At 72.0% G+C, this 14379-nt stretch carries 13 protein-coding genes; 5 read left to right on the forward strand and 8 right to left on the reverse strand.

Annotated features, from left to right (window positions below):
- Positions 1-46: 46 nt before the first annotated feature.
- The 4 genes from ACNAVT_RS22610 (at position 47) to ACNAVT_RS22625 (ending at position 2757) form a co-directional block, all read left to right on the forward strand.
- The gene (locus tag ACNAVT_RS22610) at positions 47-721 is read left to right on the forward strand and encodes a glycosyltransferase family 2 protein (RefSeq protein WP_416299146.1); all 675 of its coding nucleotides are present in this window, start codon (positions 47-49) and stop codon (positions 719-721) included.
- Positions 718-1398, forward strand: coding sequence for a TIGR04282 family arsenosugar biosynthesis glycosyltransferase (locus ACNAVT_RS22615; RefSeq protein ID WP_416299147.1), 681 nt, complete (start codon positions 718-720; stop codon positions 1396-1398). The genes ACNAVT_RS22610 and ACNAVT_RS22615 overlap by 4 nt, the downstream gene beginning before the upstream one ends.
- Positions 1395-2105 carry a class I SAM-dependent methyltransferase gene (locus ACNAVT_RS22620; protein WP_416299148.1) on the forward strand — a complete coding sequence of 237 codons (711 nt, stop codon included), beginning with the start codon at positions 1395-1397 and terminating at the stop codon, positions 2103-2105. Before ACNAVT_RS22615 ends, ACNAVT_RS22620 begins: the two co-directional genes overlap by 4 nt.
- Positions 2106-2436: 331 nt before the next feature.
- Positions 2437-2757, forward strand: a complete 321-nt coding sequence (locus tag ACNAVT_RS22625) for a TraR/DksA family transcriptional regulator (RefSeq protein WP_416299149.1) — start codon at positions 2437-2439, stop codon at positions 2755-2757.
- Between the two features lie 121 nt (positions 2758-2878).
- Here ACNAVT_RS22625 and ACNAVT_RS22630 read toward each other — a convergent pair whose 3' ends face one another.
- Positions 2879-4252, reverse strand: a complete 1374-nt coding sequence (locus tag ACNAVT_RS22630) for a glycosyl hydrolase family 18 protein (protein WP_416299150.1) — start codon at positions 4250-4252, stop codon at positions 2879-2881.
- A 137-nt stretch (positions 4253-4389) separates the two neighbouring features.
- Here ACNAVT_RS22630 and ACNAVT_RS22635 point away from each other — a divergent pair, with 137 nt between their 5' ends.
- Positions 4390-5646 carry an ROK family transcriptional regulator gene (locus tag ACNAVT_RS22635; RefSeq protein WP_416299151.1) on the forward strand — a complete coding sequence of 419 codons (1257 nt, stop codon included), beginning with the start codon at positions 4390-4392 and terminating at the stop codon, positions 5644-5646.
- Between the two features lie 66 nt (positions 5647-5712).
- Here ACNAVT_RS22635 and ACNAVT_RS22640 read toward each other — a convergent pair whose 3' ends face one another.
- The 7 genes from ACNAVT_RS22640 to ACNAVT_RS22670 form a co-directional block, all read right to left on the reverse strand.
- Positions 5713-7125, reverse strand: a complete 1413-nt coding sequence (locus ACNAVT_RS22640) for a GH1 family beta-glucosidase (RefSeq protein ID WP_416299152.1) — start codon at positions 7123-7125, stop codon at positions 5713-5715.
- A 44-nt stretch (positions 7126-7169) separates the two neighbouring features.
- Positions 7170-8177, reverse strand: a complete 1008-nt coding sequence (locus ACNAVT_RS22645; RefSeq protein WP_416299153.1) for an ABC transporter ATP-binding protein — start codon at positions 8175-8177, stop codon at positions 7170-7172.
- Positions 8178-8232: 55 nt separating this feature from the next.
- On the reverse strand, positions 8233-9288 hold the full coding sequence (locus ACNAVT_RS22650) for an ABC transporter permease (RefSeq protein WP_416299154.1): 1056 nt from the start codon (positions 9286-9288) through the stop codon (positions 8233-8235).
- 3 nt (positions 9289-9291) lie between these two features.
- Positions 9292-10272 (reverse strand): ABC transporter permease, encoded by a 981-nt coding sequence (locus ACNAVT_RS22655; protein WP_416299155.1) that lies wholly within the window; start codon positions 10270-10272, stop codon positions 9292-9294.
- The gene (locus ACNAVT_RS22660) at positions 10269-11342 is read right to left on the reverse strand and encodes an ABC transporter ATP-binding protein (RefSeq protein ID WP_416299156.1); all 1074 of its coding nucleotides are present in this window, start codon (positions 11340-11342) and stop codon (positions 10269-10271) included. Before ACNAVT_RS22660 ends, ACNAVT_RS22655 begins: the two co-directional genes overlap by 4 nt.
- 117 nt (positions 11343-11459) lie before the next feature.
- Positions 11460-13139 carry an ABC transporter substrate-binding protein gene (locus ACNAVT_RS22665; RefSeq protein WP_416299157.1) on the reverse strand — a complete coding sequence of 560 codons (1680 nt, stop codon included), beginning with the start codon at positions 13137-13139 and terminating at the stop codon, positions 11460-11462.
- A gap of 91 nt (positions 13140-13230) precedes the next feature.
- A complete protein-coding gene (locus tag ACNAVT_RS22670; RefSeq protein WP_416299158.1) occupies positions 13231-14301 on the reverse strand; it encodes a LacI family DNA-binding transcriptional regulator in 1071 nt (356 codons plus the stop codon).
- Positions 14302-14379 lie beyond the last annotated feature (78 nt).

A 14379-nucleotide genomic window follows, 5' to 3' on the forward strand; every position in this document is an offset into this window, starting at 1 on the left:
CCCGATCTGCCTGCCGGAGCCCGGGTGGCGGCTTAGCGTCGGCGGTGTGCCCGCACCGATCGACGTGGTCCTGCCGTGCCTCGACGAAGCCGCCGCGCTGCCCGGCGTCCTCACCGCACTGCCGCCCGGATACCGGGCGATCGTGGTGGACAACGGCTCCCGGGACGGCTCGGCGGAGGTCGCCGCCCGGCACGGGGCCCGGGTGGTGCACGAGCCCCGGCGCGGCTACGGCGCGGCCGTGCACACCGGCCTGGTGGCCGCCGACGCGGACCTGGTGTGCGTCCTCGACGCCGACGGCTCCTTCGACCCCGCCGAACTTCCCGCCCTGGTCGCCCCGGTGGCCGGCCAAGCCGCCGACCTGACCGTGGGCCGGCGCCGGCCCGTCTCCGCCGCGGCCTGGCCCTGGCACGCCCGCGCCGGCACCGCCCTCGTCGCGGCGCTGCTGCGACAGCGGGGCGTGCCGCTGCGCGACCTCAGCCCGATCCGGGTGGCCCGGCGCGACGCACTGCTCGCCCTCGGCGTCACCGACCGGGCCTTCGGGTACCCCCTCGAACTGCTGATCCGCGCCGCCGCCGCGGGCTGGCGGATCCGGGAGCTGGATGTCACCTACGCCCCACGGGCCGCCGGCACCCGCTCCAAGGTCTCCGGTTCGGTCCGCGGCACGCTCCGCGCCACCCGCGACTTCGCGGGCGTCCTGCGCACCGTGGGCCGACCCCGATGACCGTGCTGCTGGTGATGGCCAAGGCGCCGGTGCCGGGAGCCGTGAAGACCCGGCTCTGCCCACCGGCCACCCCCGACCAGGCCGCCCGGATCGCCGCCGCGGCGCTGCGGGACACCCTCGACGCCGTCCGTGCCCTGCCCGGGGTGACGCCCGTGCTGGCCGTACGGGGACACGTCGCCGACGGGGCGGACGGCGCCGGCCTGACGGCGGCCCTCACCGGCTGGTCGGTGCTGACCCAGCGGGGCGGCGACCTGGGTGACCGCCTCGCCAACGCCCACGCCGACGTCGCGGCGGCCTGGCCGGGACGGCCGGTGCTGCAGATCGGCATGGACACCCCCCAACTGACCCCGGCGCGACTGCTCGCGGCGGTCCGGCGCCTCGACCTGGCCGACGCCGTGCTCGGTCACGCCGTGGACGGCGGGTGGTGGGCGCTGGGGTTGCGTGACCCCCGGCAGGCCGCCGCGCTGCGGGAGGTGCCGATGTCCACCGCGCGGACCGGCTGGCGCACCTGGACCGCCCTGGCGAGGAGGGAACTGCGGACCCTGCCTCTGCCGGTCCTGCGCGACGTCGACGAATGGTCCGACGCGCTCGCGGTGGCCGCCGAGGCGCCGGGCAGCCGCTTCGCCCGTCAGGTCGCGCGGCTGCGCCCCAGCCTGCTGCGGGACGGCCAGTGGTGACCGTCGACGCGGTCGGGGCGGGTGAGCCGGCGGACCTCCGGGCGGACGCGGACGAGGCCGGGGACGTCTTCGCCGAGGCGCTGCGGCCGCAGCCGGGCGTGCACTGGCTCGTACAGGGCGACGGTCAACGCTGCCGGCTGCCGGTGCGGCGCTGGCACGGGCCCCCCGAGCCGGCGACCGCTGCGGTCGTGGCCCGGTGCACCGGCCCGGCCCTGGACGTCGGCTGCGGCCCGGGCCGGCTCACCCTCGCGCTGGCCCGGTCCGGACACACCGCGGTCGGTGTCGACATCTCCCCGTACGCGGTGCGGCTCACCCGGGCGCGCGGGGCCGTCGCGATCCGCCGCGACGTCTTCGCCGCGCTGCCCGGCGAGGGACGGTGGGCGCACGTCCTGCTCGTCGACGGCAACATCGGCATCGGTGGCGACCCGATCGTCCTGCTCCGCCGGTGCCGGGAGCTGATCCACGCCCGCGGAACCGTCCTGCTCGAGCTGGAGCCCCCCGGGCCCGGCCTGTGGCGCGGACAGGCCCAGTTGGCCTCCCGCTCCCCGGCCGGTGACGTACGCCGCAGCGGGGCCTTCCGCTGGGCCCGGCTGGACACGGTGGCGGTGCACGACACCGCGCGCGCCGCCGGGCTGGCCGTGCGGGACGTGTTCGAGGCGGGCCGGCGCTGGTTCGGCGAACTGGTTCCGGACAGCCGTGCGTCCTGATCGTGCGCCGGCCGGTCGTCGAGCGGGCCGGCAACCGGCCGCGCGCTCGCAGCACGCCACGGAAGCCGGCCAAAACGGCAATCTGGTTGGCGTCCCGGCCCGGTCGGCCTATGGTGAACGGATGTCCTCGGTCCGGCAGTCGGTCAGCGTCACCACGGTGACGCCTGCTGCCTTGCGCTGCCCGCGGCACGCGGTCGCGCCTACCCACGGCCGGCCGAGCCCGATCCCCACCGGCCGTGGCCCCCCGGGAATCCCCACATCCCGCGAGTACGGCCACCAGGGCGAAGCCATCAGGCTTCGGCCTTTTTCTTTTTCCAGGAAGGGATCCGACATGAGCACCGACCTCCGAGGCGCCACCGACCAGGAGCGGCTCACGCGGCTGCGGGCCACGCTGACCACCGATTTCGAGGCGCAGACCGCGCGGTTGACCGAACTGACCGCGGACACCGGCGACCCCGGCGAGGCGCACACCCAGGCCGCGATGATCGCCACGACCCGGCAGAGCCTGGCGCAGATCGGGGACGCGCTTCGCCGGATGGCCGAGGGCGTGTACGGCACCTGCGAGCGGTGCGCCGCGCCGATCCCGGCCGAACGGCTCGAGGTGTTGCCGCACGCCCGCTTCTGCGTTCCGTGCCAGCAGAAGCACGGCTGAGCTGACCACGGCGACGCCGGACCGCTCGAGCGGTCCGGCGGGCCGGCGTACGGTCGTGCCTGAGGTCAGGCCACGCGGTGACGAGGAGCCCCGCCCCCGGTGGACGGGGCCCCCGGACGGGTCAGCGGCCCTGGAGGGCCTTGACGTTGTCGCCGAAGGTCCAGCCCTTCGAGCCGTCCCAGTTGATCGACCAGGTCATCAGGCCCTTCAGGCCACCCCCGTAGGTGTTCCACGCCTGCGACACCAGTGACGGCGTCAGGTATCCGCCGCCGGCCCCGGACTGCGCGGGCAGACCGGGGACCTGCCGGTCGTACGGGACGCGGATGGTGGTGCCCTGCACGACCAGGCCGGTGTTGAGGCAGTTGGTCTGCGCGACGAAGCCCTGCACGGTGCCGGCGGCGTACGAGTCACCGGAGCATCCGTACATGCTGCCGTTGTAGTACTGCATGTTCAGCCACCACAGCCGACCGTTGTCGACGTACCGCTTGATGATCGGCAGGTACGCGCCCCAGATGGACCCGTAGGTGACGCTGCCGCCGGTGACGTACGCGGTCTCCGGGGCCATGGTGAGCCCGAACCCGGCGGGCATCTGGGCGAGCACCCTGTCGATGATCCGCACCAGGTTGGCCTGGGAGGTGGAGAGCTGGGTGATGTTGCCGCTGCCGGTGAGTCCGGTCTCGATGTCGATGTCGATGCCGTCGAAGTTGTAGCGCTTGAGGATCGGCACCACAGTGGCGACGAAGCGGTCGGCGACCGCGCTGGAGCTGAGGTCGATGCCGGCGGTCGCGCCGCCGATGGACAGCAGGATGGTCAGGCCGGCGGCCTTGGCCTGGCACATCTCGGCGGGGGTCGGCACCTTGACACCGGCGTCCATGCCGTTCTCCCAGAGCACGGTGCCGTCGGCGCGGATCACCGGGAAGGCGGCGGTGACCACGTTGTAGCCGTGCGCCCGGATGCGCGAGTCGGTGATCGGGATCCAGCCGAGCCCGGGGTGCACGCCGTTGGCCGCGCCGTCCCAGCTCTCCCAGTACCCCTGGAGCACCTTGCCCGACGGCCGCGACTTGAGCGCACAGGTGTCCGAGCCGGGCGGTGTGGTGGACGGGGTGGGTGTGGGGGACGTCGTGGGAGTGGGCGTGGGGGAGGTGGTGCGCGTCGGTGTCGGCGTGGGGGAGGGCTTCGGCGTGGTGGGGGTGGGGGACGGGGTGCCGCCGTCGCAGGCGCCGAGGTCGCTCCAGAGCGCCGGGGTGGCGGGTGGGGTCCAGCCGGCGCCCACCGGCGGGGTGTGCGTCTGCAGCGCCTGGTAGAGCCGGCCGCCGTAGGTGGCCTTGCTGCCGGCGGTCCAGGTGACGCCCTCGGCCCAGGCCGGGGCGGAGCAGGCCACCAGCGCGGCCCGCGTGCCGCCGGCGGCGAGGCCGGCGGCGGCCGGCAGGGCGGCGGTGACGGCGAGCAGTGCGGCGCCACCGAGCAGGGCGGTCAGTCCACGTCGAATTCGCATGACATACCTCCTCGTCGATGCGCCGCAGGCTATCAGTTAACTTTGTTAAATGTAAATGCGCAGTAGGCTGTCAGCGCTTGTTTCATGGCGTGAACGGGAGCCGCGCCGGCGGCCCCAGGGAGAGGACGGCGGCGGACGTGGACGCCAGACGCACCACCGTGCGCGACATGCGCCGTGCCAACCGATCGGTGCTGCTCACCCGGATCTGGCTGGACGGGCCGCTCAGCCGCCACGAGCTCGGCCAGACCACCGCGTTGAGCCTGGCCAGCGTGAGCAACCTGGTCGGCGAGCTGATCGGTGAGGGGCTCGTCGAGGAGGCCGGCTCGGTCGAGTCCGACGGCGGGCGGCCCCGGGTGCTGTTGCGCGTCGCCCCCGGCTACGGCTACCTGGTCGGCGCCGACGTCGGCGAGACCCGGGTCCAGGTCGAGCTGTTCGACCTGGCGATGACCGCCCTCGCCAAGGCCGAGTACCCGATCGCCGCCAGCGGGCCCGACCCGCGGGATGTGGCCGACCACCTGCTGCACGGCCTCGACGCGGTGGTCGAGCAGGCCGGCGTCGACCCCGCCATGGTGCTCGGCTTCGGCGTCGCGGTGTCCGGGACGGTCGAGCGGACCGCCGACGCCGTCGTACACGCGCAGACCCTCGGGTGGGACGGCGTGCCGCTCGGGGCGATGCTGCGGGCCGGCACCGACATCCCCGTCCACGTCGACAACGGCGCGAAGACCCTCGGCCAGGCCGAGATGTGGTTCGGTGCCGGCCGGGGCGTGCGGCACGCCGTTATCGCCCTGGTCGGCTCCGGCGTCGGGGCCTGCGTGGTCGCCGACGGCGTGGGCTACCGCGGCCCGCACAGCAGCGCCGGCGAGTGGGGCCACACCACGATCGTGTACGGCGGTCGCCGCTGCCGCTGCGGCAACCTCGGCTGTCTCGAGGCGTACGTCGGGGCGGAAGGGGTCCTCGACCGGTTCCGGCTGGCCAACCGGGGCCGCCCGGCGGCCGGCGGCGACGAGGAGAGCGCCTTCGGCGAGCTGCTCCGCTCCACCACCCGCACGGCCGCCAAGGTGCTCGACGACACGGTCGGCTACCTCGGCGCCGGGGTGGGCACGCTGGTCAACCTCTTCAACCCCGAGCGGGTGGTGCTCGGCGGCTGGGCCGGCCTGGCCCTGGGCGAGCGTTATCTGCCGCAGATCCGGGCGGCCACCGCGCGGCACGCGCTGCGCCAGCCGTACGCGCAGACCTCGATCGAGCTCTGCCGGCTCGGACCGGACGCGGTCGCGATGGGCGCGGCCACCCTGCCGATGGCCCGGCTGCTGCGCGACGGCGGCGTGCCGCGCGACCCGGTCACGCGGGTCACCCCGGCGCGGCCGGCGCCCCGTCCCCGGGCGCGGGCCCGCTGAGTCGCCGGGCCGGCGACGGGAGCGCCACCGGCCCGATCCTCGACCCGGCAGACGCCGAGCGCCGGGTCAACGCTCCCCGCGCACCCGCGCGACGGTGTCGCGGTACCAGTGCGCGCTGCGCTTCGGCGTACGCCGCTGGCTGTCGTAGTCCACCCGGACGATGCCGAACCGCTTGTCGTAGCCGTACGCCCACTCGAAGTTGTCCAGCAGTGACCAGGCGAAGTAGCCACGCACGTCGGCGCCGGCCTGCCGGGCCCGGGCCACCGCCCGCAGGTGTTCGGTCAGGTACGCCACCCGGTCGTCGTCGGCCACGAACCCGTCGGCGTCCGGGCGGTCGTCGAAGGCCGCGCCATTCTCGGTGATCACCAGCGGGACGCCCGGGTAGTCCCGGTCGAGCCGGACCAGCAGGTCCGTGAAGGAGTCCGGCACGATCTCCCAGTCCATCGCGGTGCGCGGCAGGTCCCGCCGGACCACCCGCCGCACCGGCCGGCCCTCGTCGTCCCGGTCCCGCCCGTGCTCGTCCACCCCGGAGAAGAGCTGCCCGAAGTAGTAGTTGACGCCGAGCACGTCGATCGGGGTGGAGATGATCTCGAGGTCGCCGTCCTCGACCGGGATCCGGATTCCCTCGGCGGCCAGGTCGGCCACCACGTCTTCCGGGTAGCGGGCGTGGAACAGCGGGTCCAGGTAGAGCCGGTTGCCCAGGCCGTCGGAGGCCCGCGCGGCGTCGTGGTCGGCCGGGCTGTCGGTGGCCGGATCGGCGGTGGCCAGGTTGACCGTCATGCCCACCTCGATCGGGGCGCTCGCCGCGGCGCGCAGGCGCCGCACCGCGAGCCCGTGGCCGAGCAGCAGATGGTGGGCGGCGGCGATCGCGTCGCCGAGGTCCCGCCGGCCGGGCGCGTGCTCACCGTACGCGTATCCGAGCATCGCCGAGCACCATGGCTCGTTCAGGGTCGTCCAGGTCTTCACCCGGTCGCCGAGCGCGGCGAAGACCAGCTCGGCGTAGTCGGCGAACCGGTGGGCGGTGTCCCGGTGCGGCCAGCCGCCCGCGTCCTCCAGTTCCTGCGGCAGGTCCCAGTGATAGAGGGTCACCCACGGGTCGATCCCCCGGCCGAGCAGCTCGTCGACGAGGCGGTCGTAGAACGCCAGCCCGGCCGGGTTGGCCGGCCCGCGCCCGCCCGGCTGCACCCGGGGCCAGGCCACCGAGAAACGGTAGGTGTCCAGGCCCAGGTCGGCGATAAGCGCCACGTCCTCCGGCATCCGGTGGTAGTGGTCGCAGGCCACGTCACCGGTCTCGCCGTTGGCCACCGCCCCCGGGACGCGGCAGAAGGTGTCCCAGATGGACGGCGCGCGGCCGTCCTCGGCCACCGCGCCCTCGATCTGGTACGACGAGGTCGCCACCCCCCACCGGAAGGTCGGCGGGAGGGTGTCGATCGGGTCGGCCTGCCCGGTCATGGTCGGGTGGGTGAGGTCGGTGTCCATGGTGGTTCTCCTCGGGTCTTCGCGGATCGGTAGGGCGGTGATGGTCAGCGGGACACCGGCTCGGCGGCGGGATGCAGCCAGCAGGCGACCGCGCGCCCCGGGTGGTCGTCGCCGGGCGGTCCGAGCGGCGGCAGTTCCTTGTCGCACGGGCCGAACGATTTCGGACAACGCGGGTGGAACGCGCATCCGCTCGGCATCGCGCGCAGGTCCGGCGGGGAGCCGGGGATGCCGGTCAGCTCGCGGCGGGGGCCGCGCAGCGCCGGGAAGGAGTGCAGCAGCCCGTCGGTGTACGGGTGCAGCGCCCGTCGGTACAGCTCGGCGGCGGGTGCCTCCTCGACGATCCGGCCGCCGTACATGATGGCGATGCGGTCGGAGAACTCCACCAGCAGCGACAGGTCGTGGGTGATGAACAGCACCGCGAAGCCCAGCCGCTGGCGCAGCTCGGCGAGCTGGCCGAGGATCTGCCGCTGCATCACCACGTCGAGCGCGGTGGTCGGTTCGTCCATGATGACCAGCTGCGGCTCCAGCGCCAGCGCCATGGCGATCATGACGCGCTGCCGCATGCCGCCGGAGAGCTGGTGCGGGTAGCTGTCCAGCCGGTCGGCGGAGATGCCGACCAGGCGCAGCAGCTCCTTCGCCCGGGCCTGCCGGCCGGCCGCGGTGCTCCTCGGCTCGTGTGCCTTGATCACGTCGAGCAGCTGGGTGGAGATCCGGTGCACCGGGTTGAGCGAGTTCATCGCCCCCTGGAACACGATGGACGCCTCCGCCCAGCGGAACTGGCGCAGCTTCGCGGGGGTCAGGGCGAGCACGTCGACCGGCGGGCCGTCGACCGGGTGGTAGATCACCTGGCCGCCGCTGACCACGCCGGGCGGCGGCAGCAGCCGGGTCAGCCCGTACGCCAAAGTGGATTTGCCGCTGCCGCTCTCCCCGGCCAACCCCAGCACCTCGCCCCGGTGCAGGGTCAGGTCGACGTCGCGGACCGCGTGCACCGCGTCGTCGCCGAGGCCGTAGTCGACGTGCAGCCCGCGGATCTCCAGAACGGGCGCGCTCATCGGTGCCCTCCTTCGTTCGCGACTGCGGGGCTCCGCTTCGCTGCACTCCTCGCGCTCACCGGTGCCCTCCTTCGTTCGCGAGTGTGGGCTCCCCGCGCTGGGCCGGGACGGCTGCGGGCGGTGCCAGGACGGGGGTGAAGCCCACCCGCATCCGCACGGTGCGCCCGTCGGCGGTGCGGATCCGGCCCCGGCCGCCGCTGCGCAGCCGGGGACTGACGAACTCGTCGATACCGAAGTTGATCAGCGCGAGGGCGGTACCGAGCAGCGCGATGGCCAGGCCGGCCGGGACGAACCACCACCAGGCGCCCTGCGCGAGGGCCTGTTGGCCCTGCGCCCAGAACAGGATCGTGCCCCAGTTCCACGAGGAGACCGACGAGATGCCGATGAACGCGAGAGTGATCTCCGACATGACCGCGAAGATCACCGTACCGACGAAGCCGGACGCGATGATCGCGGTGAGGTTGGGCAGGATCTCGAACAGAATGATGCGCCAGGTTCGCTCGCCGGTGGCCCGCGCCGCCTCGACATAGTCGCGGCGGCGCAGCGACAGCGTCTGTGCCCGCAGCACCCGGGCGCCCCACGCCCACGACGTGCACCCGATGATGAGCGCGACCAGAGTGTCGCTGGCCTGCTCGACGATCGACGTCACGATGATGATCAGCGGCAGCGCCGGGATGACCAGGAACACGTTGGACAGCGCCGAGCCGGCCTCGTCGGCCACCCCGCCGAGGTAGCCGGATGTCACGCCGATGATGATGGACAGAACCGTCGCCAGGACGCCGGCGATCAGGCCCACGACGACGACGCTGCGGGTGCCGATCAGGATCTGGCTGAAGATGTCCTGACCGAGATGGGTGGTGCCGAACCAGTGCCTGGCCGACGGCGCCTGCAGGATGTCGCTGCTGCGACCGTCCGGGTCGTACGGCGCCACCCACGGCCCGATGATCGCGAAGAGGCCGTAGCAGGCCAGGACGACCAGGCCGGTCGCGGTCTTGGCGTTGGCCATGAACCGGAACCGGCGCCGCTTCACCCTGCCCGGCGTCGCCGACGGCTGGGCCATCGCGCCCTGGCCGGGGATGACCTGCTCGATACTCGACGGTGAGATCGTCATCGCTCAGCCACTCTTTCGGGTCCGCGGGTCCAGAAGCAGATAGGCGACGTCGGCGATGAGGTTCGCCACCAGCACGGAGATCGTGATGATCAGGAAGATTCCCTGCATCAGCGGGTAGTCCTTGTAGCCAACGGCCTGGAAGAGTTGGAAGCCGAGACCCGGGTAGGAGAAGACGATCTCCACCAGCAGGGTGCCGCCGACGATGAACCCGAGCGACAGTGCGAAGCCCGAGACGTTCGGCAGTAGGGCGTTGCGGGCGGCATAGCTCAGGGCCACCCGGCGCTCCGGCAGTCCCTTCGCGTGGGCGACCGTGATGTAGTCCTCGGACGACACGGTGACCATCATGTTGCGCATGCTGAGGAGCCACCCGCTCATCGAGGAGACCAGGATCGTGGCGGCCGGCAGGATGCTGTGCTTGATTGCACTCGGGATGAAGTACTGGTCGAACGCCGGCACGAGGCCGGGCTCATAGCCGCCGGACGACGGGAAGAAGCTCCCCGGCCCGGCGAACAGCGCGATGGCGACGAGACCCAGCCAGAAGTACGGGATCGAGGACAGGAACGTCGTGGCCGGCAGCAGGGCGTCGATCCACGAGCCGCGCCGCCAGCCGGCGCCGACGCCGAGCGCTGTGCCGAGGAAGAAGCTGACGATCGTGGTGATGCCGACCAGGCCCACCGTCCAGGGCAGGCTGTCGCCGATGACCGTCGCCACCGGGGTCGGGAAGAACGTGAACGACAGCCCGAGGTCGCCGTGGAAGAGCTGCTTCCAGTAGTCGACGTACTGCTCAGCGAGGCTCTGGTCCTTGTCCAGCCCGAACAGCACGCGAAGCGACTGGATGGCGTCCGCGCTGATCCGGCCCTGGTTGCGCGAGATGAGGGACTGGACCGGGTCGCCCGGGATCATGCGCGGGATGAAGAAGTTGAGCGTGATCGCCGCCCACGCGGTGAACAGGTAGAAGGCGAGGCGCTGCAGCAGGAACTTCATCGAGCCTCCCCCGACGAGGTGGCGGCAACGGCCGGGTCGTAGAGCCAGCACGCCGCCCAGTGGCCGGGCCGGTCGGCGATCTCCAGCCGGGGCGGCAGGTCGACCGTGCAGCGGGGCATGACGTGGGGGCAGCGCGGGTGGAACCGGCAGCCGGCCGGCGGCTGGATGAGGCTTGGCGGCTCCCCGTTACCGCGGTCGTACGTGGCGGCAGCCGCTGTGGCGGTGATGCTGTCGGGGTCGGGCGCCGACTCGATGAGCAGGCGGGTGTAGGGGTGGGCCGGGTTCTGGGTGACCGTCTCGCTGTCGCCGCCCTCGACCATGCGGCCGGCGTACATCACGATCGTCTCGTCGGCAAAGTAGCGGGCCGAGGCGATGTCGTGCGTGATGTACAGGACGGCGAGGTTGAGCCGCGCCTTGAGGTCCCGCAGCAGGTTGAGCACGCCGAGGCGGATCGAGACGTCGAGCATGGAGACCGGCTCGTCGGCGAGCAGCACCTCCGGGTCGGCGCCGAGCGCCCGGGCGATCGCGACGCGCTGCCGCTGGCCGCCGGAGAGCTCGTGCGGGAACGCGTCCAGGTAGCGCTCGGGCGGCGTGAGGCTGACCCGGGCGAGCAGATCGGCGAGGGCCTTGTCCAGGTCCTCGGCGGTGCGGCCGGCGCGGCCGTGGATCCGCAGCGACCGGGTGAGGTGGTAGCGGATCGTGTGCACCGGGTTGAGCGACGCGAACGGGTCCTGCAGGATCAGCTGGACGCGTCGCACGTAGGACCGGAACGCCCGGCCGCCGCGGACCCTGGTCGACACGCCGTGCAGACGGATGTCGCCGGCGGTGCGGCGGTAGAGCTGGGCCAGCAGCCGCGCCACCGTGGACTTGCCGGATCCGGACTCACCGACCAGCGCGGTCACCTGGCCACGGCGTAGCGCGAACGATACGTCGTCGACGGCGTGGACGGCCGCCGGGGTCCGGGACAAGAGGTCACGCAGCCGCTTGCGGACGGGGAAATGCTTGGTCAGGCCGACGGCCTCCAGCACCACCTCGTTGACCGGCGGCGCCGCGCTTTCGCTCAACGTCATCCCGAGTTCCTGTCGTCAGGGGTGTCTTCGTCACCGAGGGCTACGCGGTGACCGGTGGCGAACGTGGGATCCGCCTCCCCGGTCGGCCACGGCCGACCGGGGAGGCGGTACTGCGGATCAGCTACCGGCGGGCTTGAGGTGCAGGACCACGTCCAGCGCGTTGGGCTGGGTGGGCTGCATCGCGCCGTACGGGTTCGAATCGTCCGGCCAGCCGGTCCAGTTCTTCGTGCTGTACGCGCCACCGATGTTGTCCGCGCCGACCGGGATCATCGGCATCTGCTCGACGAAGACCTTCTGCAGGGTGTTCATGGCGGCGGTACGGGCGGCCTCGTCCGTCGCGTTCGCGTAGGACTTCAGGGCATCGGTCGCCTGCTGGTTGTTGAAGCGGCCGAAGTTGCCCGCCGGAGAGGCGGTGCCGATCGGCTTCAACTGCGTACCGTCCATGATGGTCCGGTAGATGTCGTACGGCGTTGCGCCGCCCTCGGTCCACCGGAAGGTCGCGTCGAAGTTGCCCTGCTCGACGTTCCTGAACCAGGCGTCCTGGTTGGCCTTGTCGACCGTGGCGGCAATGCCGATCTTGGACAGATTGTCCCGCACGATCTCGAGGCTGGTTTGGTAGTCGGACCAACCGGCCGGGTCGGTCAGGGTCAGCTTGACGGGCTTGCCGGTCTTGTCCTTGAGGGTGTCACCGTCGAGCTTGTAGCCGGCGCCAGTGAGCAGCGTCTTGGCGCCGTCGACGTCGACCTTGTGTTCCTGGCCCTTGAATTCGGCAGCGATGAACGTGTCACCGGCGGGGCTGGGCAGACCGGTGACGCTCTTCACCAGTGGGTGGAAGTACCCGGCCTCGGCGGTGGTGAAGATGTCCTCGCGGTCGATGGCCATGTTCATCGCCCGGCGCAGCACCGGGTCGTCGAACGGCTTCTTCGTCGTGTTGATGTACAGGCCGTGGATGCCCAGGACCGGCGGCGCCCAGACCTTGTGGTGGGCCGGGTCCTTGTCGACGAAGACGGCCTTGTAGTTGGGGATGAAGACGAAGCTCCACTCCGACTCGCCGTTGGCGAGGGCGGTGGTCTGCGCACTGTTGTCGGTGTACGACGTGAAGCGCAGCTCCTTGACCTTCGGCAGGTCCTGCCAGTAGCCGCTGTCCCGCACCGTGAGCGTCGTGGTGGCCGGGGTGAAGGACTTGAGCGTGTACGGGCCGCTGCCGACGGGCTGCTTGTTGGGGTCGGTCGTCGGGTCGCTGATCTTCTCCCAGATGTGCTTGGGCACGATCGGCACCCGGAACAGGACCTTCTGCTGGTTGACGAACTGCGGGCTTTCGATCTTGATCGTGACCTCGTTGCCGCTCGCCGTCGCGTCCGTGTACGGCACGCCCTGGTCGTTCAGCGCCGGGTACTTCTTGATCAGGTTGTAGGTGAACGCCACGTCCTCAGCCGTGAGCTTCTGGCCGTCCGACCAGGTGGCATTGTCGCGAATGGTGACCTTGACCGAGGTGTAGTCCGCCGACCACTCGGCCTTGGTGGCCAGCCACGGCTTCATCGGTTCACTCGGCTTGACCGGGTTCCACATCATCAGCGGCTCGTAGATCTGCCAGCGGTAGCCCAGCGAGGCGCCGGCCGAGGTGGTGAGGAACGGATTGTTGTTCTCGGCCTGCGGGCCGTTCGGCATGCCGACGTTCAGGACGGTGACCGCCTGGCCCTTGTTCTTGTTGGCGTTCGGACTGTCGCTGCACGCGGCGAGCGTTGCCAACGCCGTCACGCTCGCCAGGGCGAGAGCGAGGCTGCGTCTGACGCGCATGTGTTCCTCCCGGTCGTGGTGGGTTTCGGTGGGTTCGATGGCGGAGCGGGGTGCGTCACCCCGGCGGGACGTGGGGGACGCCCCGCCGGGGTCAGTGGATCTGCTGCTGCAACTGCTCCGGCTCGGGCCGGCGCGGCCCGACGGCTCGGCGGTCGGCCGGTAGGGACGCTCCGGTCGAGCCTCGGACGATCAGGGTGGTGGGAATGATGCTGGGGTTGGCGGGCAGTGGCACGCCCTCGAAGTGCGACAGGAGCATCCGGGCCGCGGCCTCTCCCATCTCGCGCATCGGTTGGTGCACCGTGGTCAGTGGTGGTTCGGTGTGCGCCGCGTACGGGACGTCGTCGAAACCGACGACCGCGACGTCCTCCGGGACCCGGCGACCCGTCTCGCGGATCGCCTGCAGGGCGCCGCCGGCCGACAGGTCGTTGTGGGCGAAGACCGCGTCGAAGTCGATGCCGGCCTCGGTCAGCCCCCTGACGGCGCGGCTGCCGCATTCGAAGGTGAAGTCGCCCTCGACCACGAGCCGCGGATCCAGCGGCAGGTCGGCGGCGTCGTACGCCTCGACGAATCCGGCCAGCCGCTCCTGGGTGCAGCCGAACTCCTCGCAGCCCTTGATCACCAGCGGTCGGTGTCGACCCAGTGCGAGCAGATGGTGGGCGGCTGACTCGCCGCCCGTTCGGTTGGTGGTGGCCACGGACGGGAATGGCCGCTGATGACCGCGATCGTCGATGAGGACCACCGGCAGGCCATGGCCGTGCAGTTCGGTGATGTAGTCGAGGCTGCCCTCGGGCTCGATCACCAGCAGCCCGTCGAACGACTTCGCCGACACCTGCGAGGCGAACTGCCGCAGCGACTCCTCACCGCGATTGCAGGTGAAGAGCAACAGCCCGTACCCGGCGCTCTCCACCATGTCGACGGCGCCCTGCAGCACCTCGCCCATCCACGGCCACGTCAGGGCTGGCACCAGCATCCCGACCACCCCGGTCCGGCCGCGGGCGAGGCCGACCGCGCGGGCACTCGGCACGTACCCCAGGTCGCTGATCACGGCGCGGACCCGGTCGGCGGTGCGGACGTGCACCTCGCCCTTGCCGTTGAGCACCCGGGAAACGGTCGTCTTGCTCACGCCCGCCCGGGCGGCGACGTCGGCGATGGTGATCGGCACGTGACGCTCCCGGGTCGTAGGGGTGAGGCGGGTGTTTCGGAACCGGTTGCGGAACCGGTTGCATCGCAGTGAATCGAA

Origin of the sequence: Micromonospora sp. SL4-19 (assembly GCF_047921475.1) — a bacterium.
GTDB lineage: Bacteria > Actinomycetota > Actinomycetes > Mycobacteriales > Micromonosporaceae > Micromonospora.

Bases quoted from the DNA above. Each gene is read 5' to 3' on its own strand.
- ACNAVT_RS22615 (WP_416299147.1), top strand. From the start codon at position 718: ATGACCGTGCTGCTGGTGATGGCCAAGGCGCCGGTGCCGGGAGCCGTG.
- ACNAVT_RS22625 (WP_416299149.1), top strand. From the start codon at position 2,437: ATGAGCACCGACCTCCGAGGCGCCACCGACCAGGAGCGGCTCACGCGG.
- ACNAVT_RS22630 (WP_416299150.1), bottom strand. From the start codon at position 4,252: ATGCGAATTCGACGTGGACTGACCGCCCTGCTCGGTGGCGCCGCACTG.
- ACNAVT_RS22640 (WP_416299152.1), bottom strand. From the start codon at position 7,125: ATGGACACCGACCTCACCCACCCGACCATGACCGGGCAGGCCGACCCG.
- ACNAVT_RS22645 (WP_416299153.1), bottom strand. From the start codon at position 8,177: ATGAGCGCGCCCGTTCTGGAGATCCGCGGGCTGCACGTCGACTACGGC.
- ACNAVT_RS22650 (WP_416299154.1), bottom strand. From the start codon at position 9,288: ATGACGATCTCACCGTCGAGTATCGAGCAGGTCATCCCCGGCCAGGGC.
- ACNAVT_RS22655 (WP_416299155.1), bottom strand. From the start codon at position 10,272: ATGAAGTTCCTGCTGCAGCGCCTCGCCTTCTACCTGTTCACCGCGTGG.
- ACNAVT_RS22660 (WP_416299156.1), bottom strand. From the start codon at position 11,342: ATGACGTTGAGCGAAAGCGCGGCGCCGCCGGTCAACGAGGTGGTGCTG.
- ACNAVT_RS22665 (WP_416299157.1), bottom strand. From the start codon at position 13,139: ATGCGCGTCAGACGCAGCCTCGCTCTCGCCCTGGCGAGCGTGACGGCG.